The sequence below is a fragment of the Mesorhizobium temperatum genome (assembly GCF_002284575.1).
Taxonomy (GTDB): Bacteria; Pseudomonadota; Alphaproteobacteria; order Rhizobiales; family Rhizobiaceae; genus Mesorhizobium; species Mesorhizobium temperatum.
The window spans coordinates 1-21371 of the sequence record NZ_NPKJ01000002.1; the positions used below are offsets into that span (position 1 = coordinate 1).

A 21371-nucleotide genomic window follows, 5' to 3' on the forward strand; every position below is an offset into this window, starting at 1 on the left:
ATTACGGAGCCCTCCCAAGAATCCACAACCCGGCAATTGGCAAGCCATTTTCCAACTACTCAAATGCGATTCCCCTGCCCTCGAGGGGGGAGATCGGCAGTTTCAACTACGGCTCGGCGTCGAACACCGGCGTGAACGCCCGGATGGTGCACGGCGTCGGGTTGGTGTGGCGGATCTTCACTCTGCCCTGCCCGTCCCAGCTGTCGTCGATCGGCACCTCGACATTGCCGGTGAACAGATTGGCCATGCCGTCGGGCGAGACGATCGAGGGGATACGAACCGGCTCCCACCGACCGCGCATCAACGACGTGATTTCCAGCCCGGTCGTATCGGTTTCCAACAGGGAAAGAATGACCGCCGCCACCTTCTTTCGACGTCCGACGATCGACCCGTCCTTGCCGCCGACGTCGAGCTCCAGCGTGTCGGCGCCGGCCTCATAGGGTAGCCCGACCTGCCATTTGGCCGCCGTTGCCCCGCCGGGCAAGGAAACCGCTCCGGCAGCCACGACAAGGCCCTTGTAGACCTTGCCATCCGCCAGAGCGTCGACGGTTTCGCCTTCGAGGTGACCCAGGCCTGTGACCACCCCCACGGCCGCGCCGGTGTAGGTCAGGCCGCAATCGACTTCGAACGCGTCGGCGATCTCGCCATATTCGAACGGAACGGTCTTGACTTCGATGGTGCGCCTGGTGGCGCCACCGATGGTGCGCTTTACGATCAGCCACAGATCATCGTTGCCGCCCTGCCCCGGCGTCACCACGGCGCTCTCAACGATGCCCCATGCCGAACCGGAGAACGAACCGGCGATGCGATGCCGGTGCATGCCACGGACCTCCTGGGAAGGCTGGTGCGTGTAGCCGCCAAGTTCCCCATTATCCAGCGGGAACCACAGTAGCGGATCGGGATCGGTCTGGAATGCCAGTTCGACGACACCCTTCTTCGGAATATGCTCGGAAATCTGTCCGACATCATCCGACGTGAAGCGGCCGGCGGCGCTCTGGGTCAGTTCGGCGATCGATTTGCGGGAGCGCGTCACGTAAAGGAACGACTGCCCGGCATCCACCGGACGGACCTTTGCGCAGCCGAACGTGCGGGACCGACGGTTTTTGAAGGACGACGGCGTCAACGCCTCGTCGATGCCCGAACCCGACAGCGCGCGCACCCCGCCAAGCGTTCCGATCAGCAGAGCCCCATCGGATTCCGCAATCCATGTGATATCGTTGGCTTGGCCGCCGCCGGCCTGGACGAACTCCAGCGCGTCGTCATCTTCCTCGCCGAGCGCGAAATTGTCGAAGTCGCCGGTTGCGGATGCGTAGACGGAGAATTTCCGGCTGAAGGCCAGCCGCTCCTCGTACAGCGAACCGCTTTCGACGTATTTGCCGGGAACGAAAGTGCCGAGACGCCAGCGCGCGATCGGGCTGAGATTGGGAAGCGCATGCCCATACAGCCTGATTTTGACCACAGTCGCGCTGGTGCGGCTCGTTATGCGCGCCCAGCGCCAGATGGCATCCGAGCCGAGCAGCCGAATGGCGCGGCCGACATCTGATGCCTGGAAACCGGTGCCGTCATTGATGCCGACGATCGAGGACACCGTGAGATCGAATGGCGTCTGTGTATCGCCATCCTCATGCCATCCCATTTCCGCGATCGTAACATTGGTGTCGTCCTCCGAGCCGGTGATGTTCAGCCGATAGGACTGGTAGGCCGTCTCATTCTGAAATTCGTAGAAGCGCACCTCGCCGCGCGACCAGACGGTTTCCGCTGTCCGGCTGTCAAGCGAGATCCAGTTCGTGCCGTCGAAGCCCTGGAAATCCCAGGCGACCGGTGCCCTTGTGCCGCCGATGGACTGCGCGCGAAGCCAGTAGCCGTCACAAACCTTGGTCACTGTACCGGCGAAATCATAGGACACGAAGCCGGTGGTCGTGCCGAGCGAAAGGTTTGACCCATTGTTCCGGTCGAATACCTTGTAGGCGTCGGCGGAGCCGCTGCTGTCCGCGGCAGCGCCGCTTGGAGCGGTATTGTTGGTCATAAGAGGATGGACGGCGCCGGTTTCGGCAGGCGCCATGGTGGTCGCGCTTGTGTTGATGTCGTCATAGGGGCCGTCGAGAAAGACGAACTCGGCCAGCGTCCATGTGGTGTGCGCCGCGCGGGTGAGAACCTGCGGCGGGTAGTCCTCGTGGGTGATCCACATCTGGTCGGCGGACTGGACGAATTGCAGGTCGAACAGATCGGCTTCGAGATAGGGTGTCGCCACTTCCACCGTGCCGACGCGGGCTCCATAGGCGTAGACGCGGATGTAGAGGTCGCCGAACTCAAGCATGTAGGCCTGGTCTGCCGAGAAGATGAACGGTATGCCGCGCGTCTTCTTCGACGAATCCTTGGCCTCGCCGACGAAATACGACCCGCCGCGCTTGCGGATGCCGCCATGCGGCAAGGTGACGAAGTTCTCGCATTTGGAAAGCGCTGCCCGATAGAGATCGAGCGACGCGCGGGCGTGTAGCCGCGGCGAGATCTCGCCACGAACGAATGTGTCCTGGACCGGATAGAGCGTCGTCATCAGCGCACAAATCCGCCGCGCTGGATCGCCCAGGACGTCGTTGAAAACCTGCCGCCACGCTGGATGGCGTTGGACTGGAACGCCGCGTCGAGCGCCCGGTCATAGGCACCGCGGGCAATGTCGATCATGCCGGCCTTGTGGGTCAGCGGATGCGCGATCTTGATGGCAAGGGCCGCGACCAGCACTTCCGTGAACAGCGCGTCCCAGTCGTTCGGATCGGTGAGGTTGGCGATGTAGCGGATGAGGCATGGGCTGGACTGGTCCGAGTAGATCAATCCGGCCTCCTGGCGCCACGAGATCGGCACGCCATCCGGCTCGCCATTATGGGTCAGCGGCAAAGGCCGCAGGCAGTCCACGGGCAATTCATAGGCAAAGTTCAGCGTGCCCGCGCCACTGCCGGTATCGGACCCGGCAACGGCGGCCGCCAGAATCGCGAACACCCAGGCGTGTTTCGTCAGCTCCGCCTCGCGGGTCAGATCGAAATGCAGATTGAGCAGGCGGGCTGCTTTGACGTCCTGGTCGAGGCTGTCGATCGGCGCCTCGTCGAGAACGCCAAGCGCCATGTTGGCGATGTCGAGCGGGGTGATGGCCATGGTTTTAGGCCTCCGTCAGCAAGAGTGGTGGAACGAAACGCATGGTGCCCCCACGGCAAAAGCGCTCTGGGTGGGGTGGGATTGTGGGGAGGGGAAAGGTCGCATTCCGTCGCGCCCCCTCTGTCCTGCCCTCTTTGCCAAAAAATGGCATCTCCCCCACTTGGGGGGAGATTGGATGTCGCGTTGGCTTTCGCCAATCGCCAACGTTGAAGAAAGGGCGTTGTCGGTGAAGCTGCCGATCTCCCCCCAAGTGGGGGAGATGTCCGGCAGGACAGAGGGGGGCGCGACGGAACGCAACCGCTGGAAAACTGGTGACGGGCGCCACCCGATAATACTGTGGCTATCGCAGTTTCACGATATCGCCGCGCAACGCGGCGATGAATTCCTGCGGCATCAGCCCAAGTGTGTCGAGACCCGCCGTCCTGTTCCGGCCGACTTGGCGAAGGCGCTTGCTCGCAACCTTCCGGCGCCTTTCGCCATCGCCAAACCCCTATCCCGGGCTTCCTGAAGACTTGTCGTGTAGTAGGCGGTGTTTTCCAGACCGCTGAAGAAGTTTATGCGGTGAAGTTCGCCCTTTTTGCTTATGACAACGCCCGCTTTTCGAAGCACGTCCTGAACTGCCTTGTATGTCATATCCATGGTTACCTCCCGTGCCAAGACAAGGCAGCATCGTCCTCTTGTGTAACCGTTTGGTGACGGCGATTCATCAACGTGCAACAACAACAATGCGGCCAGACGCAAATCTCGTATCAGTTTAATGCAGCACAGCACGTGAATTTGGGATTCGCCACATTGGCCGACCGAGCGTCCAAAAAAGGCGGGAGTCTGACGCCCCCGCCCTCGCCTTGGCCTTATCAGGCTTCGGTCGTCTTCAGCGCAATGAACGTCATGTTCTTGACGCTCGACGCCGTGCGGTCCCAGTTCGCCGCCAGCGCCAGCTCGGCATCGGTGGCGAATTCGCCGGCCGAGGAGGCGTCGAGGAAGCGGGTGCCGGGCACATGCGGGACGAAGTGCCGGCGGGCGACCATTTCGGTGACGCCGCCGCCATGGCCCTGGCGCGGCTTGCGGTCGAACTCCAGCGGCCCGCCTTCGGTATTGACCGGCAGCTCGTTCCACAGGATCGCCTTGTCCTTGAACATGAACGCCGTGTAGACGCCAGCGGCGACCGGGATGTCGTCGTCGACGACGGCCCGCAGCCCCATGTAATAGGGGATCAGCGGCCCGCCCTGCTCGGACGGCGGCACATAGTCGATGAGGTCGGCGAGCTTCAGCGCCTTCATCTGCTTGGAGTGCATCCAGATCGTCTTGAACTTGTCGGCGCGGTCGCCCATCAGATAGGCAGCCTCGATGATGTCGGTGTCGACGATGGAGGCGCCGGTGATGCGGACGAGGTCGCCGGCATCATTGGCGATGTTGTCGGCCACCACGCCCTTCAGGATGCCGAGCAGCGTCAGCTTGTTGGCGCGCTGCCAGTAGTCGGTCTGGCGGCGGACAATGAGTTTCTGCGGGTCGTCGCCGGCCAGGATCGAGGTCAGGTCCGGAATACCCCACGCCTGGGCGCGGACATTGCGGGCGGCAACCTCGCGGCGCGCGCCGATCTTCTTCATCTCGATCGAATCGGTCGGATCGTCATTGACCGGCTCGGACGGATCATTGCCGAGATCCGTCCAGCCGGGCATGTCGACGGAACGCCCGCCCATGGAGAGCTTCGAGGCGATGGCCGGGTCGGAAAACAGGATCCCTGCCTGGTAGATCTCGAGCGACTGGACGTGCTCCTCGAACGAGTATTGTGCATAGACGGACGGAACGATCGCGTCCGCGATACGGGTATAGGCATCTGCCATTTTTGTCTTCCTTCAGGTTTGGGGCGGCGGCAGACCATGGTCCCGAAAAGTGGAAACCGGTTTCGCCGGAGATCATGGTCCAATTTCAAAGGGGGTTGTTGGGCATCCACAGGTCGGGGTTTTCGCCGGCCTCACGTGCCAGCCGCCGGGCACGGGCGGGATCGCTTTTGACGAGGGCTGAGATATCGGTCAGGTTGCGTTCGCCGGCGGCGTTGCGCTTGAAGGGATTGCCTCCGCTCAAAGCCGCACCACCGTCGATCGTGTCTTCCCTGAACATCGCCTCGCCGACGGCGTGGAACGCCTTGGCGATCTGCGGATCGGTCAAGGCGCCGTCAGGCAGGAGGATGCCTTTCGCCTTGTAGGCATCGACCAGGCCGAGCTTCTTCATCGCCCGGTTGGCGACCTCCAGTCTCTGGCGAAAGCCGTCGCTGTCGGTCGGTCCCCACTCCCTGACCAGGTCGTCGTGAGTAGCCTCGACCGAACGGGCAAGGGCAATCTGCTGCACCTTGGCCTGCTCGGCCATGTAACCGACGAAGCGGTCGTGATAGGCCTGCGCCACCTTCGGCGTGGCGCCGGCCTCGACCGCCCAGGCCTTGGACGCATTGGCGAGCTCGTCCGAATAGGCGAAGTCTTCGGGAAGCCCATCGGGGCGCCTGTACTCGACCTTGTCGGGCGATGTCAGCGGGCGCATCGCCTCAGGCAACCGGGCATGGAACCTGTCCCAGTCTTCCCCAGGCGCGTCCGCCGCGGGAACACGCAGGCTTTCGCCCTGCTGCCGTTCCAGCTCCGCATAGGATGTGAAAACCCGATCGAGGCTTTCAGGCTTGGTCCAGCCCTTGGTTTCAGCGAGCTTGCGGTTGCCTTCGGAAAGACCGTCAAACCAACTTTCTGCAGCCGGCGGGGAGGACCCGTTGTCCCCGGCGGCCGGTGGCCGTGCAAGGTTGCCCGCCGGTGGCGAAGCCACCACGGACCCGGCGTCTGCCAGATCTGTCATGTGAAATATTCCTTTTGTTGTTTGGAAATGGAAAGACACACCGGTTCAGCCCGGCTTTTTTGCTTTTGGATTTGAGGGATCGGCTGGGCCGGTCGAATCGTTACGGCCGGAGCCTGATTCATTTCGACAGAGCCTGACTCTATGGTCTTGTTTGACTATGATCTTTCCGAGTCGGAGGCACTCGCCGTCAAGACGAAAGAAACCATGTCTCATTTCGTGACAAGTGGTTGCCGCTGTTCCGCCGCAATGCGACCGCACTTGGCAAACACTTGGCAAAACCAGCCAGTGTATTAGTTCATAGGCTTCAACGGAGTATCAGACGATGACCATGTACAAAGCCATTGCCGCCCTGCTTGTGACTGCCGCGCTGGCAGGATGTGCCCAGACCGAAGGCCAGCAGAGAGCCACCACGGGGGCCCTGGTCGGCGGCGCTGGCGGCGCTCTCGTCGGTCAGGCCCTGGGCCGCGACACCAAGAGCACGGTTATCGGTGCAGCCAGCGGCGCCCTGCTGGGGGCGGTCGTCGGCAGCGCGACGACGCCGCAGCGGCGCGGCGAACAGCTTTGCCGCTATCAGGATCGCTACGGCCGCATCTACACCGCACCTTGCGACGACCGCTACTACCGCGGCGATTATTGAGCGATAGCGCCGGCGCTGGTCTTCCCTTCTCCCCCTGTGGGAGAAGGTGGCCGCGAAGCGGCCGGATGAGGGGTGTTCCAGGGAACACCAGCGCCTCATTTCTTCCAGCACCCCTCATCCGTCTCGACGCTTCGCGCCGATCCACCTTCTCCCACAAGGGGAGAAGGGCGCGCCGAAGCTTCCGCCCTTTACCCTGATCCGAGTTCAGCGCTATCGTGTACTCCAGATGGGGCGACGATGCGGGCTGTTATAACTTTGCTACTGGTCATGTGCGCCTTCTCGGCGCGTGCCAATGAAGCAGAAAGCCTAACCGAACAGATTCAAGGGTGCATGATCCTTCCGGTCGCGTGGGTGGACAGCAAGCTGAAGGCTACGTTCGAATTGACGCTCGATGACGCCGGCAACATCAAGAATGTCGCGGTCATTTCCTACAGCCCGCACTCGTTGAACTCCGAAGAAGTGCACGCCATCGCGCAGCGGATTCTCTATCGCTGCGCTCCCTTGGATACGAAGAAAAGTCCCGTGCGGATCAATTTGGATCTCCGCGACTGGCAATGACCCGTCGCCTCACCTCCAACATTGCCGCCTTCGCCAGCACCGCTCCTTCCTATGAGCGTCGTGATTTGGCGAAATCAGCCAGTGTGTTAGTTCATAGGCTTCAAAGGAGTAGCAGACGATGACCATGTACAAAGCCATTGCCGCCATGCTCGTGACTACCGCGCTGGCGGGATGTGCAAAGACCGAAGGCCAACAGAGACTTTGCCGCTATCAGGATCGCTCCGGCCATTTCTACACCGCACCTTGCGACGGTTACTACCGCGGCGGTTCTTGAGCGATAGCGGGGCGCTGGTCTTCCCTTCTCCCCTTGTGGGAGAAGGTGGCCGCGAAGCGGCCGGATGAGGGGTGTTCCAGGGAACACCGACGCCTCATTTCCTCCAGCACCCCTCATCCGTCTCGGCGCTGACGCGCCGATCCACCTTCTCCCACAAGGGGAGAAGGCGTCACCAATGGCGGTGCCTCACCCCTCACCTCCCTTCCAGCCGCGCCGCCTTCTCCAGCGCCGCCAGCTCCGCCTCGTCCAGCGTCAGGAACCCCATGATGTGCTGCACCACTTCGGCGCGCGCATTGCTCAGCGCGCTGTGCAGTTCGAAGCCGTTCGGCGTCTTGGTCTTGGCCAGCCACTCGCCATAGGACGGGCGGCGGTAATAGCCGGTCGCCGCCGTCAGGTCGGCCAGCACCATCTCGCCGTCCTGGCCTGAGAACACCCTGAGATAGGCCTTGGTCAGCGCGTCCTGCGCCTTGGCCGGGCCGCCGGCCTGGCTCGAATGGGCGAAGCGTTTGCCGCTCATGCGCCGCCATCCTCGCCGTCCTGCGGCATCAGCCCGCTGAGACTGTCGAGCAGGCCGCTGTCACGCGCCTGCACGGCGGCGGGCACGGCATCCCTGGCCACCTTGCCGGCGGTGGCGATCGCCGCCATGCCGGCCTGCGCAGCTTGAGCTTTGGCTCTCGCATCGCGAATATCAGCCACCTCGTTCTGGCGGCGAAAAATGCGTTGCGGGCTGCGGCCGGCGCTCTGCACGATCTTGAGCGCCTCGTCGCCGTCGATATTGTCCATGACGCCGGGGTCGAACTGCGCCATCTGCATGGCCGTGGTGACGACCTGGATGGTGTCGCGCGCCTCGGCCGAGCGGCGCAGCACGTCGAGCGGCCCGGTGAAGGTCGGCCGCACCGCCTTGCCGGCAAGGCTCGCCGGCGGCAGGAAGCGGCTGTCTTCCTCATACAATCCTTTGTCCTCGAGGATACCGAGTTCGCGGTCGAGATTCGCGGCAAAGCCGGCCTGGATGATCGAGCCGGAGGGACCGAGCAACGCGCCCTTCTCCTCCTGCCGGATCAGCGCTTCCGTGGCCGTCATCTGCGGGTTCTGCACCAGCGTCTGGAACAGGTTGACGAACATCATGTCGCGGATCTCCTCGGCCCGGCTTTCCGCGTAGTTGAATGCATAGGTCGGGTTCTGCCCGGTGACGATCGGCGCAATCAGCGGCCGGCCATTGTCGTCGATCAGGCCGGGATAGTTCTCGCCTGGATTGAGCACCGGCACATAGTCGAGCCTGGCCTTCGACGCAGTCGCCGGATCGGTGATCTGCTGCAGCGCCCTGAGGCCGGAGCGGCGCACGGCGTTTTCCTCGCGCACGGTCGTCAGCGCCTCGATGGTCGGCGAGATGCCATAGGGGTCGCCCTCATAGCGGCGCCAGTTGAAGCACGACACCGGGAAGGAGCGGAAACCGCTCTCCCTGACGATGACCTCCTCGTCCTCGATGACATGATAGGAAGCGAAGGCCGTGTCGAGATACTGGTAGGATCCGCCCAACCGGTACATCTTGCGCTCGTCGCGCGGCTGGATGCACTGGATCAGCGAAATTTTGGTCTCGCATTTGGTCGGGTCGTCGACCAGCATCTTGATCCGCGCCGGCAGCTTCTCATAGCCGAGCAGTTGCGCCGCCTGCCGCGCCGTCCGTTCGTAGCGGCGGTGGAAAATGTCGACCTGACCCCAGCGGTTGCGGCAGAGATAGCCCTCGACCACCGGGATCGAGGCATAGCGGATCAGCGTGCCGCCAAAGCCCTCCTCGGCGTAGAGATAGGCCGGGCCGTAGCGCACGACGTTGCGCAGGCAGGCCTGCGTCGCCGGCACGAAATTCGAATTGGCGGAATAGCGCAGCGCAAACAGGAAATCGCGAAGCGCCTCCGCCCATTCCTTCTCCTCGTCGGTCTCCTCGTCATTCATGGCGGCGGTCGACAGCCCGTGCCATTTTTCCGACTGCGGGATGATCAGGCTTTCCAGCCCGGCGGCCAGCCGGTTGGCGGCCGAGTTGATGGTGTTGGCGTAGACGCGTGCGCCGCGCCGCTCCTGCCGCTCGGCCTGCGTCGCCGCGCCGGATTGCCGGCGGCCGCTCCAGACGTCGGGCGCGTCGGGGTCGCAGAATTCCGACACCGCCTCCCAGACAGCCTCATACTGGCTGCGCTCGCTCTCGAGTTCCGCCTGTCGCGACAGGATATCGTGGGCGCGGGAATCGCTCGTCATGGCATTCTTTCTTCGGTGGTATCAGCTTGTTCGAAGCCCAGATATTGCCAAGGCCAGGTCGAATTTTGTTCGCTTTTGCGATGTTCAACGGGGCGCGGCGGGGATTTAAGGAGATCGATTTGACAATGACGGAAAGCCTACCCGGCGCCCTGAAGAGGCGAGGCAAGCAGGTTGCAAAGCGGCTGCTCGGCTACGATTCCCGCAATTGGCTGCGCATCAGGCAGATCGAGGCGTTCACCGCGTTTCTTGAGGCGCACGGCCGCAAATCCTCTGACGTGATCGAGATCTCGCCCGGCTGGAACCGCCACTGGAAGACGATGTGCTCCAACTATACGTCGGTCGATTTCCCCGACTTCGACATCTGCAAGGACCGCACCGACCGGCAGTATTCCGTCGTCATCGCCGACCAGGTGCTGGAGCATGTGCAGCGCCCGCTCGCCGCGGTACAGAATATCCATGCCATGACCCGGCCGGGCGGCTGGGCTATGGTGGCGACGCCGTTCCTATTCAGGGTGCATGCGCGGCCGCACGACTACAACCGCTGGACCGCCGCCGGCCTGAAGCAGGTGCTGGTCGAAGGCGGCTTCCCCCAGGCGGAAATCCAGGTGTTCAGCTGGGGCAACAAAGCCTGCGCAAAAGCCCATATCGGCGGTCCGGTGCGCCCCTACGGCCTATGGCGTGACCTCAGCAACGACGAGGAATACCCGCTGATGGTCTGGGCGTTTGCGCGCAAGCCGGGGTGACAGCGATCTCCCCCCTTGAGGGGGGTCGTCTCGCGCAAAGCGCCAACCTTGATCTGCCACAGGAGGCCGCGTCCGGTCGCGCCGACCCCCTCTTGCCTGCCGGTAATCTCCCCCTCAAGGGGGAGATTACCCCCTTCATCGCACCCACATCACACCCCCAGCAGCACGCGGCGCTGGCCGGTGAGGTCACTCGGCGACAGGTCGGTCTTGACTGTGCCGGCGGTGCCCTGGCGCTGCTCGAGTTCAGCCCGAAGCGCTGCTTCGCGCGCCTGCACGTCCTTGTCGGCAATGGTCGGTGTGGGTGGCAGCGGCTTCAGCGCCGGCGGCTTTTGAAAAAGGCACATGGTTCCAGCTTTCTCTTGTCCAGTCGTAGAGCAAAAAATCTTCGCCGTTGCGGCCGTAACCCGGCAGGCGGCAGCGTTGCGTGGCGCCAAGCCGGGCGAGCCAGCGCAGCGCCAATTCATTGGCGGCCACCGCCCGCGCCTCGACGCGGAAAGCACCGCGCGCGGCCACCTCCGGACCGAGCACGGCGTGAAAGAACGCCGTGATCCCAGGCACGCAGCGCCTCATGCGGTGCGTGCCCCAGCTCCAGGCGATCCATAAGCCGCCGCGCTGCTCGGCGGCGCCAAAGCCGGCTTCCGGATTGCCGTCGAGCTCGGCGACATAGGCAAACCCCTGCAGCGCCGTCAGCGCCAGCAGCGCCGGCGACCAGTCGTCGAACTGGCAGTCGATCTCGGCCCGGTCCTCGGGGCGAAGGTTGGCGGCGATGTAGGAGAGGTCGCGCAGGGTTGCGGGGATGATACGGACGGTCATGAAGAGGCCGGAGGCATTGAAGAGCGCTCCCTTGCAAAGCAGGCGCGATCAAAGAACGACGAAACGCCTGCCGGCAAGAAAGACGAAAGGTTTTTTTAAAAAGAGCAAATCCGAGCGGTCTAAGAAAACCGCTCGGCAGCTTTGAGAAAGATGAGCCGAAGCGAGGCTTTCAGGTAGCAACGCGGCGAACCATGCCTCGCAAGTCCTAGTGATGAATAGCGTAGTTCTCGCGTATGTCCTTCACCAGGGGTTCGATATGGTCGATGGTGTAAAATCTCACATGATGACGCTCCATCTGCGCCGAAACCATGTCTAAAAATGCCGAATCTTGGCTATCACCTTCATCACCAATCACTACCAGCTGCTTGCGATTGGCAAGAGCTGTTTCTTGATAGAGTAGTTCTCCTTCAATCATATGCGGACTTGCCCGATTGAGAGCTTTGTCGGGATCACCAGCTAGGGAAACCGCATCAATCAGATTGAACGAACCATTCTGATAGGCGAACGGTGCCTCAATCTTGACGCCTCCCGACAAGAGAACCGGCTCCGGTTTCAAAAGGAGTTTGTCGACGCCGCTTAGTCTAAAAGCGTGCGCAAGTTTGGTGGATGGCCGCTGCCCTCGTCTTACATTGGGCACATCGCCGACCAATCGCTGGAAGAGATCATCGATCAACTCCACTGGGCTTCTGACCAGGACCGAGCGGACTGGCGAGAGGCGAACCTTACCGGACCTGAGCGCGACAAATTGCTCAATCCGTTCCTTATTCCAACCAGAACCAAATTCGAGCTTAATCCGGTTCTCCATTGACTCTTGCAAGAACTTGAAATGATTGCCTAAATGCACGTTGAACGCCTTTTCGGCGCGCCGCGGCCGCTGGCTAAATTTTGCGAACACGTACGGCTCCGCACTGGCGAAAAGGATAACGCCAATGTTCACGAACTCCGCGCGCTCGGGAAACTCCGAGTATTGCACGAGCGAGTAATATCCTTGCGATTCACGCATCACTGGACCAATCCTGGGATTTCTGGTGCATCCACCAATCTCGCAGATATGGTGTTCATCACAAAATCGGCACGGTCACAAATCAAATCGACAAGTGACTTTGCGGCATTGAGACCCAAGCCCCATTCTGCAGGTACGGAGTTAACAACTTCGACCACGAAATTGCGTTGTAATTGCGCCAGCCTATGAACGGCTTGGGTGACAGATCGGGCATCTATGTAAGGATCGAACTCAGGAAATTTTCCATAGATATTGGGGTCAGTGACCCAATCCTCTGGTGCCGGACCAGTAGGGAAATCAACATCATCGCCGATGAAGCAATTCGAATGATCTATCGGTACAAGGTCGTATTTTCGACCGCCAGCGGCCCTCACGTAGAGGAGGTTTTCGGAGTTCGCGTCCCCATTCAGGAAACGATCCCAATTTCGAATCCACGTATCGAATACGACTAGCCGCGCTACGTCGTCCGGGTCACGGAGACGGGAGAGGAATGTGTCTTGGCCATCGCGCGGAGTTCCGTCCACCGCGTAAGAGAAGAACAAGGGAGGCAACATGACGACCCCGTTCTTGGACATAGTTATGTCGATCGAAATTTGTCGGATTATGGCAAATGGAGGGACTTTCAATCCGAACCATGTCGCCAGTTCCCCTGCTGCCAATTCCGAGATGAGCGCAGCAGAGCCCATTGGGTTTCCGAGCGACTTTAGGAAACCCTCTCCCTTGTCCGTTGCTACCCGCACCGGACTTGTGCTTGACTGAAATGCCTCTATTTCCCGCTGAATCTCGGTCGGCTGGCAAGCAATCCCGCACGCAAGCATACCCACCCCACAAATAGACCGCTTCGTAATCCCATAAAGAGCCGACTGTCAAAAAGCGAGTCGTGGGTACACGAAGCATGGTGAGCTGTATTTACTGCTGGATCGTCATTTACAACGCTCAAGAGATACATCCGACGCCCTCTTCGATCTCCAAGGGCCTGCTGTCCCCACCCAATCTCATCGATCAACCGCCTTGACCTTTACCGCCTCACCGAAACGCCCCCAGCGGATCGCTCTGCCCCGCCTTCCGCCGTGCCGTCTTGAACTCCGCCGGATCGACCACCGCTTCCCTCAGCATCATCACGCCATAGCGTGTCGCCGCCATCAGATCGTCGCGCAGCTTCACCACCTGGCCGTCCTTGCGGTGATAGAGCCGGAATTCCTCGAACCAGGGCAAAAGCGTCGAGAACACCTTGAAGCGGCCGCTCTGCATGCGGTCGAGCATCTCCATCAGCCCGGCCTCGACCGACACCGAGCCGTCGGCGAACTGCGCATGGCCGGCGAGCATGTTCAGGCCATGCGCCGCATATTGCCGGGCCAGTGCTACGCCCGCACCTTCCAGCGTCTCGCGGCGGCCGTCGCGCGGCCACGCCCAGGGCAGCCATTCGCCCCACGGTTTTAGGGTCAGCGCCTGCATGGCGGGAGTCTGCTGCGAAGCGCGGCAGGCTTTGGCGACGTAGACGACATCGGTCTCGGTATCCCAGGCGAGCTCGACCGCTGCAGACGGATGGTCCCAGCCGAAATCCAGCGCGCCGAGCCGCGGCCAGTAGCGCGGCAGCCGGAACGGCTCGCAGGCGATCAGCTCTTCCGGCACCGGAAAGATGCGGCCGGAGCCAAGCACCGGAATGCCCTTGGCTCGCGCCTCGCGCTCATGCGCGGGATAGGCTGATATGATCGCGGCGCGCTGCTGCGGCGTATAGTGCTCGGCATCGTCGATGGTCATGAAGGTGACGTGGCGGGTCATTGGAGCGCGCTCACAGTGTTGAATCATTTTGGCAGACGCGCTGCGTAGAGTGTTGTTTGGCGAGAGCTTTTGAAAGCTTGGGTTCCTCGCCCCCGCGAAGCGGGGGAGAGGTGGCTCGGCGAAGCCGAGACGGAGAGGGGGACGCCCGCTCGTGCAAGCGGAGAGCCCCTCTCCGGCCGCTTCGCGGCCACCTCTCCCCCCGCTTCGCGCGGGGCGAGGAACTCCTGCGATGTCACCCTCTCCCCATTCCCTCCACCTCCTCCGCCGACAAAAACAACAGCACCACCTCCGACATGCCGAGCAGCGGCGTGAAGGTGACGATGGTGATGCCGCCGGTCGCATTGGTGCGGGTCAGGCCCTCGGAATAGATGTCGAGCGGCGGCTCCTCGTCGAACCAGACGCCGTGCAGCGTCTCGCCCTGCCATTTCTCGCGACCCTTCTCATAGCTCTTGAACGACAGCACCGATTCATCGGCCTGCACATCGCCACCGCCGCCATGGCGCACCACCACGCTGTCCAGCCCGTGCGGCGCGCCGCGCCCCATGATGGTGCTGAGAATAGCGTCGGCCGGGATCATGCCGGTGCCCCACGCCGCCGGCTGCTGCGGCGGGCCGATCAGGATGCGCTGCGGGTTGTCGCGCGTGCCCTCGGCGGTGACGCCGGCCGCCCATAGCCGCACGGACGTGTCGAAAACCTTGCCTTGCCACCACTCGGGATAGCGGCCGGTGAGATGCATCGCCCATTCCGCGCCGCCGGCCCTTGTCTTGCCGAGCTGGTTGCCGGCCATGAACAGCCGCTCGCGGTTGGTCGCGCCCGCCGCATGGAACTCGGCCTGCCTGAGATAGGGCCGATAGGCGGCAAGCTGGTTAGTGCGCCGCCTCCGGTCCAATTCCCTGAGCAGGTTCAGATACTCGGTCTTCGCCGTCGAGGCCCGGCTTGGTGAGACCCGGTTTCCCGAGGCCGTGTTTCCCGAGGCCCGGTTTCCCGAGGAATGGCCGCAGGACGGCTTCGAGGCCGCGGATGCGCTGCCTGATTTCGTCATCGCTCAATACATCCAGACTGTTGATATCGACGTGCAAATCCTTGGGCAGCACCGACAGCACGATCTTCAGATACTGGTCGGGCTTTTCGGTACGGACCTCGGCGATGACGCCGGCGCCATGCGCCCGGAAATCGGCGCGGATGGCTTCCAGAAAACCATCGGCCAGCGTTTTCTTCGCCCGCCTCGGCCGGCCGGAGGGCCGTTCCGTCACATCAGGCGGTTCGTCGCAGAAAGAATCCTCGGCCATGCCCTACCCCATCATCCCGGCGGACATCGCCGGCTTCGCTGTTTTCTTGGCCGGGCGCGTGGGTTTCTTGCGCGCCCGCTTGCCGGGCTTTGCACGCGTTGGCTTCCGCGGCCGGTTTGCCGCATCGCCCTTTGCCCCAGCCGCGCTGCCGGACTTGCCGGCGCCTGACGCGGCTTTGAGCGCCGCCCTGGCGATGCTCACCGCACCGGCGCTGACGCCCGCTTGCGGAAACCCAAAGCCGCCGGCCGCGTCGACGCCCCGGACCATGCCGATCCGCACACCGGCGGCGACCGGCTCGACCCGGCCGTGGCGCGCATCGGGCGCGCCTTCGAATTCGCCGATGGCGCTGACGACCTCGCGGCCGTCATCGTCGCTGATGATGGTGGCGTAACGCTTGGACATGGGGGTCTCTGGTGAGCAGTGCGCGCTATGGCACGCGTGAAGAAATGTGTTGGCGAAAGTGACGACCACACGCGTCGCGATCCTTCGCGCCCCCCTCTGTCCCGCCGGACAGGACTTGGGTTCCTCGCCCCGTGCGAAGCGGGGGGAGAGGTGGCCGCCCACGGGTCTTGCCTTTGGCAAGCCCGAGAACAGGCTCCGCGGCCGGAGAGGGGTCTTTCTTTGCAGGCGCAGTCCCCCTCTCCGTCGCGGCTTTGCCGCGACACCTCTCCCACTTTCGTGGGGCGAGGAACCCAAGTCCTGTCCGGCAGGACAGAGGGGGGTGCTGTCCCGCCGACATTTGATATCGACAACACAGGCACAAACGTTCTCGAAGGCTAAAAACAAAAAACCCGCCTCGGCGGGCGGGTCGTTGGCGCAAATCAGCACCATGATTATATTCCTAGCATAGCTGCCGTCACAAAGCAAGCGAAATCTCGTGGGCCGGCCTAAAATTCGGCCGCCCGCCGCGATTATGCTGNGGGTCGTTGGCGCAAATCAGCACCATGATTATATTCCTAGCATAGCTGCCGTCACAAAGCAAGCGAAATCTCGTGGGCCGGCCTAAAATTCGGCCGCCCGCCGCGATTATGCTGCAGCTGTCCGGATCGGAACCGGCGTTCGCGCGTTTGCAATTTTGTCAATGGGAGCAAAGCCATGAATGTCGCCAATCTGCAACTCGAGGGCCTGCTGATGGCCGTCGCATCGATCAATCAGGTCCTTGTCCGCAAGGGCGTGCTGACGGTCGAGGAGATAGACATCGCCTTGCGCAAGGCCGAAGCCAGCGAGACCAGCGAGGAGCGGTCCGAAGGCATGTCGGCGTCGAGCCGCGATGCCGTCAACTTCCCGATCCGGCTGCTGGAACTGGCCAATCAGTGCCAGCCGGAGGCGGACATGCCGTCGTTCTCGAAACTGGCGCGCATGGTCGGCCAGATGAAGGAACCCTACAACGACCAGATGTGACGTTGCGATCGCCTCCCCGTCCCGTATCGGAACGCCGCTTGCCAGCCGAGGTGCGATCAGCTGGCCGATACAGGCTTCCAGGTCAGCACGCGGCCCGGCCCATGCACTGCGGCAAACAGCAGCCCGGCCAGGAAAGTAAAATGATCGACGAAGAAGCCGAACTCGGCCTGATTGCCGGCCCAGTGCGACGGGCCGTGGAAGGCAAAGGCGAGGAACAGCACATAGGCGGCGGCGACAAGGGCGGCCTGCGAGAAGAAGGCGCCGGTCAGGAAGCACAGCACGAGGACGACCTCGAGCAGGGCCGCGCACCAGGCCAGAAACAGCGGGAACGGAAATCCGGCGGCGGCGATGTAGCCCGCGGTGGCGCCCATGTCGATGAACTTGAAGGTCACCGCCATCACGAAGACGGCCGCGAAGATCAGACGGCCAATGAGGATTGCCACGGTCTGCCACGGTGATTGAACGATTTCTGACGGCATGATCTCTCTCCCAAATGTTGCGAAGGGTTCGACCCAAGGACGGTCGACCCGCCACGGGTCCGACACCGGCCGCTTTTTTCCTCGTTTCCCCGCATGGACCTACCGTCCGGCCCCGTAGGTGGCCATCTTCCCGCTGCCGCCGATCCTTTTCAAGAACCAATCAAGAACCAAATCCGAACCGCATATTGACGGATGGCAGGCCGCCGTCTAGGAAAGAGACAGACCTGTCTCATCACCACACGTGACAAACCATGACCTCGTCATCCCCGATCGGCTCAGACAAACGCCGGCACGTCGTCGAAACCGCCTACGCTCTGTTCAAGCGCGGCGGCTTTCATGCCACCGGCATCGACCGGATCATCGCCGAGGCGGAGGTCGCCAAGATGACGATGTATCGTCACTTCCCCAGCAAGGACGACCTGATCGTCGAGGTGCTTGACTATCGCGCCCGGCGTTTCGACCGCCAGCTTGACCGCCTCGCCGATGCGGCCGCCACGCCCAAGCAGAAGATCGCGACCATCTTCGACTGGTACGGGCGCTGGTTTCACAGCACCGACTTTCACGGCTGCCTGTTTGCGCATGCTTTGGCCGAGTTCGGCAATCCCGAACACCCGGTGTTCAAGGCCGTTGCCGCGCAGAAGAACGGCCTCAGGCGCAGGATGCAGTCCATCCTCGAGGATATGATGCCGCCGGACCGGGCGACAGGCGCTGCGGCGGCATTGCTGATGCTGATCGAGGGGGCAACCCTGATGGCTGAGATGGGACAGGGTGACACCGCCATTCGCGACGCCCGCAAGGCGGCGTCCAGCATCATCGCGGCGTCGACCCCATGACCGCAACGGTCATCGGGCTGGCACTGTTTGCGGCCATCCTGCATGCAAGCTGGAACGCTTTTCTGCGCACCGGAGCCGACAGGCTGTGGACCGTCACCGTGATGAGCTTTTCGAGCACGCTGGTCGCCATTCCCCTGGCGATCTTCCATGCGCTTCCGGCACCCCAGGCCTGGCCCTACGTCGTGCTCTCGGCCTGCCTGCAGATCGGCTACAGCATGTTTCTTGTCGCCGCCTACAGAAACGGCGAATTGGGACAGGTCTATCCCATCGTTCGCGGCAGCGTGCCGCTCCTGGTCACGCTCGGCGGATTGCTGCTGGCTGGCCAGCACCTCACCATGCCGCAAACCCTCGGCGTCGCCCTCGTCGCCGGCGGCATCATGAGTCTCGCCTCGGGCAAGGGACGGGCCGCGACCACATCGATCCTCCATGCGCTGGCGGCGGGCGCGATCATCGCCGCCTATGCGACGGTCGATGCGATCGGCGTTCGCCAGGCGGGAAGCGCCACTGCCTACACCGCGTGGGTTCTGCTGATCTACGGCGCCCTGCTGCCGGCAGCCTTCATTGCATTCCGTGGCCGGCTCGTCGTCAATGTTCGCTCGGCCGAAACGCTGAAGGCGCTCGGCGGAGGCGTGTTCGCGCTGCTGGCCTACGGCCTCGTAGTCGCGGCCTTTGCGCTCGGGCCAGCTGGCCCGATCGCGGCGATCCGGGAAACCAGCGTCGTCTTCGCGGCCTTGATCGGTTGGCTGTTTCTCGGCGAGGTGTTGACGCCCCGGCGCATCGCCGCCTGCGCCATCGTCGCACTCGGCGCCATCTGCCTCGGCTACCAGCCGTGAGCCAGCGGAGCGCGAAGCGGCCTACTCGGCCGCGTGGTGGCTGATCGAATCCCGCACAGTTCCATACTGGCTGCCCCAGCGGTCGGTCATGTCGCAGCGTATGTCCCACAGCTCCGGAAAGAAGCGATGGCCGGCGCCTGCCTGCAGCAGTTCGACCGGCCGGCCCTTCAGCGATTTCGAGCCCAGCCCGATCGAACGGTGGATGAGATAGAGATGATTGGCGCGGAATTTCTGGAACAGCTCGTCGAATTCGATCAGCGCCTCGGCGACGACATAGCTGTCGCCGTGATCATAGCTGAGATCGTAGACATCCTCGACCGCGAGCCCGCGACCATCGAGATAGGACGCCTTGAAGGCCCGCCACAGGTCCGGCGGCATGCGCAGCAAGAGCTTGAAGCCCGGCGATTCCTGGCCGCTGCCATTGCCGAGCTGCAGCCGAATCTCCTGGTATTCCTTGGGCGACATGGTTTCGAGCAGGTCGAGCTGCACCGTCATCATGCGCATCAGCCGATGCACGCGCCCCATCAGCGTGACGACGCGATGCGTGTTCTGCTGCTCGAGAAAGTCGACGACGTCGACCAGCGTGTAGGTGATGAGCTTCATCCACAGCTCCTCGACCTGATGCACGATCTGGAACTGCAGTTCGTCGGCATTCACCATCTCGGCCAGCGGCTTCTGACAGGCGAGAAGCTTGTCGCATTGGAGGTAGACGCCGTAGTCGCGCATCTCGGGCGCTTCGATGCGGGCATAATAATCCGGCTTGTGCATGGCAGCTGCTCCTTTGCCCGGCCCGTCGGTTCAGGGCATCTGTTCGGTCCGAGCCTGGAGAATAAGCGCTTTTGGCTTGAATATTGTTCCCTTCTGTTATTCAAATAACGAGAATTGAAGGACGAAATTCCATTCATGGCGCCATCCTGGAGAACGTTTGATGCTGGATGCTCTCGACCGGAAGATCGTCGCAGCGCTGGAACGCGACGCGCGTACCTCCTTCGCGGTGCTCGCCGACGAGGTCGGCTTAAGCAAGACGCCGTGCTGGAAGCGGGTCAAGGCGCTGGAGGACGCCGGCATCATCCGCGGCTACTCGACACGGATCGACCCGGCAAAACTCGGCTTCGGCATCGAAGCCTTCATCCAGGTGTCGATCGATTTCGAGCTTTCCGAAGCCTTCGAGGCCGCAGTCCAGGCGCACCCGCTGATCCGGCGCTGCCACGCCACGACAGGCGAGGCCGACTATCTCCTGCAGATCGTGACGGTCGACATGATGGCGCTGGACAGGATGCTGCGCGTCGAGCTCAGCCGCCTGCCCGGCGTGCGCCGGACGATCACGTCGATGGCCATGCGCGAGATCAAGGGTGACATTTCTTTCGCCAATGCCGTTGGGCATACGCAGAAGCGGTAGCGGGTCGGCAGCGGCTGGTGTTTGTTGGAGCCGATCAGCGGGATGGTTCAGGCTGCGGTTTTGTCGGGCTTGTCGATCCGCCATGCCGGGCTTGGGCCTGGATCGACGCGCTGGTCCTTCTGCTGTTCGGCTTCAGCTTTCCACTTCGGGCAGTTCTCGTAGTCATGGTCGCGCCCGCCGCAATAAGCGCAGCATTTTGCAGGGATATCGGGGCGAAACATCGTCATGCATTGAAATGCACGTGGCGCCGGTCTGGTTGCGTGGCACCGTTACTTTTCGCTTACATTAGGATTTGGGTGCTAAATCGGCGGCTTAAGGCGTGTAGCCCAGCGCGGCCAGGGCCGACAGCCCTGCAACCAGGCCAATTGCAATAACAATACCGAAATGCCGTTCCAGGAATTTGCGCCCCGGCCAGTCGTATCGCATGTCTGAAACTCCGCCGCGTAATCTGGGGCAGCGTGTTCAGGCGTCAAGGCCGGGGTCCTGGACAGGCGGTAGACAGGCAGCTGCCATTGTTCATATCGTGGTTCATATCGGAACGTGGAACGACACCTCATGGCCGAGCATTCTTCATCGGTGGGAGAAAACCAGCCCGCCGCGGCATCCGACCCCCGTCTGGCCTTTGTTTATGCCGAGGCAGTGCGAGGTCTTCTGCATCAGCAGAACGTGGTGGAGAGCCTCAATACGCGAGCGGGCAATCTGATCTTTGCAACCGCGTTCGTAAGTTCTCTCCTCGGCGGCAGAGCCCTCCTGGATGGGCTGGGGCTGTGGGACTGGCTGGCGCTGGCGCTGCTTTTCCTGATCGGGCTGCTGGTCGTGATCATGTTGTGGCCCTACTACGCCTATACGTTCCGCTTCGATCCAGAGCAACTGCTCCAGGACTTTGTCGATAAAAACCCTTCCGGAACCATGGATGTGATGCACCGCGCGCTTGCGCTCCGCATCAAAACCGACATGGCCAGCAACTGGCGGATCATTCAGCGCCTGCGCATGTCGCTACAGCTTGCCCTGTTTCTATTGTTGCTGGAACTTCTGGCGTGGCTGTTGGCGATAACACGAGTCTAGGCTCAGGGACTATTAAGCCAGCAGGGTGAA

The 21371-nt window shown here is 62.4% G+C and carries 25 protein-coding genes and 1 pseudogene; 9 read left to right on the plus strand and 17 right to left on the minus strand.

What is annotated here, in order from left to right:
* Positions 1–106: 106 nt before the first annotated feature.
* From CIT26_RS00005 to CIT26_RS00030, 5 genes are all read right to left on the minus strand, one after another.
* The gene (locus CIT26_RS00005; RefSeq protein WP_095490669.1) at positions 107–2554 is read right to left on the minus strand and encodes a phage tail protein; all 2448 of its coding nucleotides are present in this window, start codon (positions 2552–2554) and stop codon (positions 107–109) included.
* Entirely contained in the window at positions 2554–3147 is a 594-nt protein-coding gene (locus CIT26_RS00010) for a phage connector family protein (protein ID WP_095490670.1), read from the minus strand. Before CIT26_RS00010 ends, CIT26_RS00005 begins: the two co-directional genes overlap by 1 nt.
* A 393-nt stretch (positions 3148–3540) precedes the next feature.
* Positions 3541–3786 carry a hypothetical protein gene (locus CIT26_RS00020; RefSeq protein WP_095490671.1) on the minus strand — a complete coding sequence of 82 codons (246 nt, stop codon included), beginning with the start codon at positions 3784–3786 and terminating at the stop codon, positions 3541–3543.
* Between the two features lie 215 nt (positions 3787–4001).
* A complete protein-coding gene (locus tag CIT26_RS00025) occupies positions 4002–4991 on the minus strand; it encodes a Coat protein (protein WP_095490672.1) in 990 nt (329 codons plus the stop codon).
* Positions 4992–5076: 85 nt separating this feature from the next.
* Positions 5077–5985 carry a hypothetical protein gene (locus tag CIT26_RS00030; protein WP_095490673.1) on the minus strand — a complete coding sequence of 303 codons (909 nt, stop codon included), beginning with the start codon at positions 5983–5985 and terminating at the stop codon, positions 5077–5079.
* Positions 5986–6307: 322 nt separating this feature from the next.
* Here CIT26_RS00030 and CIT26_RS00035 point away from each other — a divergent pair, with 322 nt between their 5' ends.
* From CIT26_RS00035 to CIT26_RS36315, 3 genes are all read left to right on the plus strand, one after another.
* The gene (locus tag CIT26_RS00035; RefSeq protein ID WP_095490674.1) at positions 6308–6622 is read left to right on the plus strand and encodes a YMGG-like glycine zipper-containing protein; all 315 of its coding nucleotides are present in this window, start codon (positions 6308–6310) and stop codon (positions 6620–6622) included.
* Positions 6623–6889: 267 nt separating this feature from the next.
* A complete protein-coding gene (locus CIT26_RS36310; protein ID WP_167391216.1) occupies positions 6890–7180 on the plus strand; it encodes a hypothetical protein in 291 nt (96 codons plus the stop codon).
* Between the two features lie 118 nt (positions 7181–7298).
* On the plus strand, positions 7299–7454 hold the full coding sequence (locus CIT26_RS36315; protein ID WP_167391217.1) for a hypothetical protein: 156 nt from the start codon (positions 7299–7301) through the stop codon (positions 7452–7454).
* A gap of 193 nt (positions 7455–7647) precedes the next feature.
* Here CIT26_RS36315 and CIT26_RS00045 read toward each other — a convergent pair whose 3' ends face one another.
* Both CIT26_RS00045 and CIT26_RS00050 read right to left on the minus strand, forming a co-directional pair.
* Entirely contained in the window at positions 7648–7971 is a 324-nt protein-coding gene (locus CIT26_RS00045; RefSeq protein WP_095490676.1) for a Bbp19 family protein, read from the minus strand.
* On the minus strand, positions 7968–9701 hold the full coding sequence (locus CIT26_RS00050; RefSeq protein ID WP_095490677.1) for a portal protein: 1734 nt from the start codon (positions 9699–9701) through the stop codon (positions 7968–7970). Before CIT26_RS00050 ends, CIT26_RS00045 begins: the two co-directional genes overlap by 4 nt.
* 125 nt (positions 9702–9826) lie before the next feature.
* Between CIT26_RS00050 and CIT26_RS00055 the strand changes: the two genes are divergently transcribed.
* The gene (locus CIT26_RS00055; protein WP_095490678.1) at positions 9827–10444 is read left to right on the plus strand and encodes a methyltransferase domain-containing protein; all 618 of its coding nucleotides are present in this window, start codon (positions 9827–9829) and stop codon (positions 10442–10444) included.
* A gap of 243 nt (positions 10445–10687) precedes the next feature.
* Here CIT26_RS00055 and CIT26_RS00060 read toward each other — a convergent pair whose 3' ends face one another.
* The 7 genes and pseudogenes from CIT26_RS00060 to CIT26_RS00090 all read right to left on the minus strand — a co-directional run bounded on the left by CIT26_RS00060 (position 10688) and on the right by CIT26_RS00090 (position 15733).
* The gene (locus CIT26_RS00060) at positions 10688–11257 is read right to left on the minus strand and encodes a hypothetical protein (RefSeq protein WP_095490679.1); all 570 of its coding nucleotides are present in this window, start codon (positions 11255–11257) and stop codon (positions 10688–10690) included.
* 205 nt (positions 11258–11462) lie between these two features.
* Positions 11463–12260, minus strand: a complete 798-nt coding sequence (locus tag CIT26_RS00065) for a DUF3037 domain-containing protein (RefSeq protein ID WP_095490680.1) — start codon at positions 12258–12260, stop codon at positions 11463–11465.
* Complete coding sequence (locus tag CIT26_RS00070; RefSeq protein WP_342586974.1) at positions 12260–13078, minus strand: HipA family kinase; 819 nt, start codon at positions 13076–13078, stop codon at positions 12260–12262. Before CIT26_RS00070 ends, CIT26_RS00065 begins: the two co-directional genes overlap by 1 nt.
* 208 nt (positions 13079–13286) lie before the next feature.
* Positions 13287–14042, minus strand: a complete 756-nt coding sequence (locus CIT26_RS00075; RefSeq protein WP_095490682.1) for a phage terminase large subunit family protein — start codon at positions 14040–14042, stop codon at positions 13287–13289.
* Positions 14043–14310: 268 nt separating this feature from the next.
* A pseudogene (locus tag CIT26_RS00080) lies at positions 14311–14949 on the minus strand (terminase large subunit domain-containing protein); the annotation flags it as partial.
* Positions 14909–15331, minus strand: a complete 423-nt coding sequence (locus tag CIT26_RS37200) for a hypothetical protein (protein ID WP_245318891.1) — start codon at positions 15329–15331, stop codon at positions 14909–14911. The pseudogene CIT26_RS00080 and the gene CIT26_RS37200, both read right to left, overlap by 41 nt.
* A 3-nt stretch (positions 15332–15334) precedes the next feature.
* The gene (locus tag CIT26_RS00090; RefSeq protein ID WP_095490684.1) at positions 15335–15733 is read right to left on the minus strand and encodes a hypothetical protein; all 399 of its coding nucleotides are present in this window, start codon (positions 15731–15733) and stop codon (positions 15335–15337) included.
* 693 nt (positions 15734–16426) lie between these two features.
* On the opposite strand from CIT26_RS00090, the gene CIT26_RS00095 reads away from it, so the two are divergent.
* Positions 16427–16732: a hypothetical protein gene (locus CIT26_RS00095; RefSeq protein WP_023803842.1), complete on the plus strand. Its 306-nt coding sequence runs from the start codon at positions 16427–16429 to the stop codon at positions 16730–16732.
* 56 nt (positions 16733–16788) lie between these two features.
* On the opposite strand, the gene CIT26_RS00100 is transcribed toward CIT26_RS00095, so the two are convergent.
* The gene (locus CIT26_RS00100) at positions 16789–17211 is read right to left on the minus strand and encodes a DoxX family protein (RefSeq protein ID WP_095490685.1); all 423 of its coding nucleotides are present in this window, start codon (positions 17209–17211) and stop codon (positions 16789–16791) included.
* Between the two features lie 251 nt (positions 17212–17462).
* Here CIT26_RS00100 and CIT26_RS00105 point away from each other — a divergent pair, with 251 nt between their 5' ends.
* Positions 17463–18044: a TetR/AcrR family transcriptional regulator gene (locus tag CIT26_RS00105; protein ID WP_095490686.1), complete on the plus strand. Its 582-nt coding sequence runs from the start codon at positions 17463–17465 to the stop codon at positions 18042–18044.
* On the plus strand, positions 18041–18877 hold the full coding sequence (locus tag CIT26_RS00110; protein WP_095490687.1) for a DMT family transporter: 837 nt from the start codon (positions 18041–18043) through the stop codon (positions 18875–18877). Before CIT26_RS00105 ends, CIT26_RS00110 begins: the two co-directional genes overlap by 4 nt.
* A 21-nt stretch (positions 18878–18898) precedes the next feature.
* On the opposite strand, the gene CIT26_RS00115 is transcribed toward CIT26_RS00110, so the two are convergent.
* Positions 18899–19645: a tryptophan 2,3-dioxygenase family protein gene (locus tag CIT26_RS00115; RefSeq protein ID WP_095490688.1), complete on the minus strand. Its 747-nt coding sequence runs from the start codon at positions 19643–19645 to the stop codon at positions 18899–18901.
* Between the two features lie 160 nt (positions 19646–19805).
* Between CIT26_RS00115 and CIT26_RS00120 the strand changes: the two genes are divergently transcribed.
* Positions 19806–20276, plus strand: a complete 471-nt coding sequence (locus CIT26_RS00120) for an Lrp/AsnC family transcriptional regulator (protein WP_095490689.1) — start codon at positions 19806–19808, stop codon at positions 20274–20276.
* Between the two features lie 47 nt (positions 20277–20323).
* Here CIT26_RS00120 and CIT26_RS00125 read toward each other — a convergent pair whose 3' ends face one another.
* Positions 20324–20503: a hypothetical protein gene (locus tag CIT26_RS00125; protein ID WP_095490690.1), complete on the minus strand. Its 180-nt coding sequence runs from the start codon at positions 20501–20503 to the stop codon at positions 20324–20326.
* 328 nt (positions 20504–20831) lie between these two features.
* Here CIT26_RS00125 and CIT26_RS00130 point away from each other — a divergent pair, with 328 nt between their 5' ends.
* Positions 20832–21341, plus strand: coding sequence for a hypothetical protein (locus CIT26_RS00130; RefSeq protein ID WP_095490691.1), 510 nt, complete (start codon positions 20832–20834; stop codon positions 21339–21341).
* The last annotated feature ends 30 nt before the right edge of the window (positions 21342–21371 follow it).

Bases quoted from the DNA above. Each gene is read 5' to 3' on its own strand.
- CIT26_RS00005 (WP_095490669.1), bottom strand. From the start codon at position 2,554: ATGACGACGCTCTATCCGGTCCAGGACACATTCGTTCGTGGCGAGATC.
- CIT26_RS00010 (WP_095490670.1), bottom strand. From the start codon at position 3,147: ATGGCCATCACCCCGCTCGACATCGCCAACATGGCGCTTGGCGTTCTC.
- CIT26_RS00020 (WP_095490671.1), bottom strand. From the start codon at position 3,786: ATGGATATGACATACAAGGCAGTTCAGGACGTGCTTCGAAAAGCGGGC.
- CIT26_RS00025 (WP_095490672.1), bottom strand. From the start codon at position 4,991: ATGGCAGATGCCTATACCCGTATCGCGGACGCGATCGTTCCGTCCGTC.
- CIT26_RS00030 (WP_095490673.1), bottom strand. From the start codon at position 5,985: ATGACAGATCTGGCAGACGCCGGGTCCGTGGTGGCTTCGCCACCGGCG.
- CIT26_RS00035 (WP_095490674.1), top strand. From the start codon at position 6,308: ATGACCATGTACAAAGCCATTGCCGCCCTGCTTGTGACTGCCGCGCTG.
- CIT26_RS36310 (WP_167391216.1), top strand. From the start codon at position 6,890: ATGTGCGCCTTCTCGGCGCGTGCCAATGAAGCAGAAAGCCTAACCGAA.
- CIT26_RS36315 (WP_167391217.1), top strand. From the start codon at position 7,299: ATGACCATGTACAAAGCCATTGCCGCCATGCTCGTGACTACCGCGCTG.
- CIT26_RS00045 (WP_095490676.1), bottom strand. From the start codon at position 7,971: ATGAGCGGCAAACGCTTCGCCCATTCGAGCCAGGCCGGCGGCCCGGCC.
- CIT26_RS00050 (WP_095490677.1), bottom strand. From the start codon at position 9,701: ATGACGAGCGATTCCCGCGCCCACGATATCCTGTCGCGACAGGCGGAA.
- CIT26_RS00055 (WP_095490678.1), top strand. From the start codon at position 9,827: ATGACGGAAAGCCTACCCGGCGCCCTGAAGAGGCGAGGCAAGCAGGTT.
- CIT26_RS00060 (WP_095490679.1), bottom strand. From the start codon at position 11,257: ATGACCGTCCGTATCATCCCCGCAACCCTGCGCGACCTCTCCTACATC.
- CIT26_RS00065 (WP_095490680.1), bottom strand. From the start codon at position 12,260: ATGCGTGAATCGCAAGGATATTACTCGCTCGTGCAATACTCGGAGTTT.
- CIT26_RS00070 (WP_342586974.1), bottom strand. From the start codon at position 13,078: ATGCTTGCGTGCGGGATTGCTTGCCAGCCGACCGAGATTCAGCGGGAA.
- CIT26_RS00075 (WP_095490682.1), bottom strand. From the start codon at position 14,042: ATGACCCGCCACGTCACCTTCATGACCATCGACGATGCCGAGCACTAT.
- CIT26_RS37200 (WP_245318891.1), bottom strand. From the start codon at position 15,331: ATGGCCGAGGATTCTTTCTGCGACGAACCGCCTGATGTGACGGAACGG.
- CIT26_RS00090 (WP_095490684.1), bottom strand. From the start codon at position 15,733: ATGTCCAAGCGTTACGCCACCATCATCAGCGACGATGACGGCCGCGAG.
- CIT26_RS00095 (WP_023803842.1), top strand. From the start codon at position 16,427: ATGAATGTCGCCAATCTGCAACTCGAGGGCCTGCTGATGGCCGTCGCA.
- CIT26_RS00100 (WP_095490685.1), bottom strand. From the start codon at position 17,211: ATGCCGTCAGAAATCGTTCAATCACCGTGGCAGACCGTGGCAATCCTC.
- CIT26_RS00105 (WP_095490686.1), top strand. From the start codon at position 17,463: ATGACCTCGTCATCCCCGATCGGCTCAGACAAACGCCGGCACGTCGTC.
- CIT26_RS00110 (WP_095490687.1), top strand. From the start codon at position 18,041: ATGACCGCAACGGTCATCGGGCTGGCACTGTTTGCGGCCATCCTGCAT.
- CIT26_RS00115 (WP_095490688.1), bottom strand. From the start codon at position 19,645: ATGCACAAGCCGGATTATTATGCCCGCATCGAAGCGCCCGAGATGCGC.
- CIT26_RS00120 (WP_095490689.1), top strand. From the start codon at position 19,806: ATGCTGGATGCTCTCGACCGGAAGATCGTCGCAGCGCTGGAACGCGAC.
- CIT26_RS00125 (WP_095490690.1), bottom strand. From the start codon at position 20,503: ATGACGATGTTTCGCCCCGATATCCCTGCAAAATGCTGCGCTTATTGC.
- CIT26_RS00130 (WP_095490691.1), top strand. From the start codon at position 20,832: ATGGCCGAGCATTCTTCATCGGTGGGAGAAAACCAGCCCGCCGCGGCA.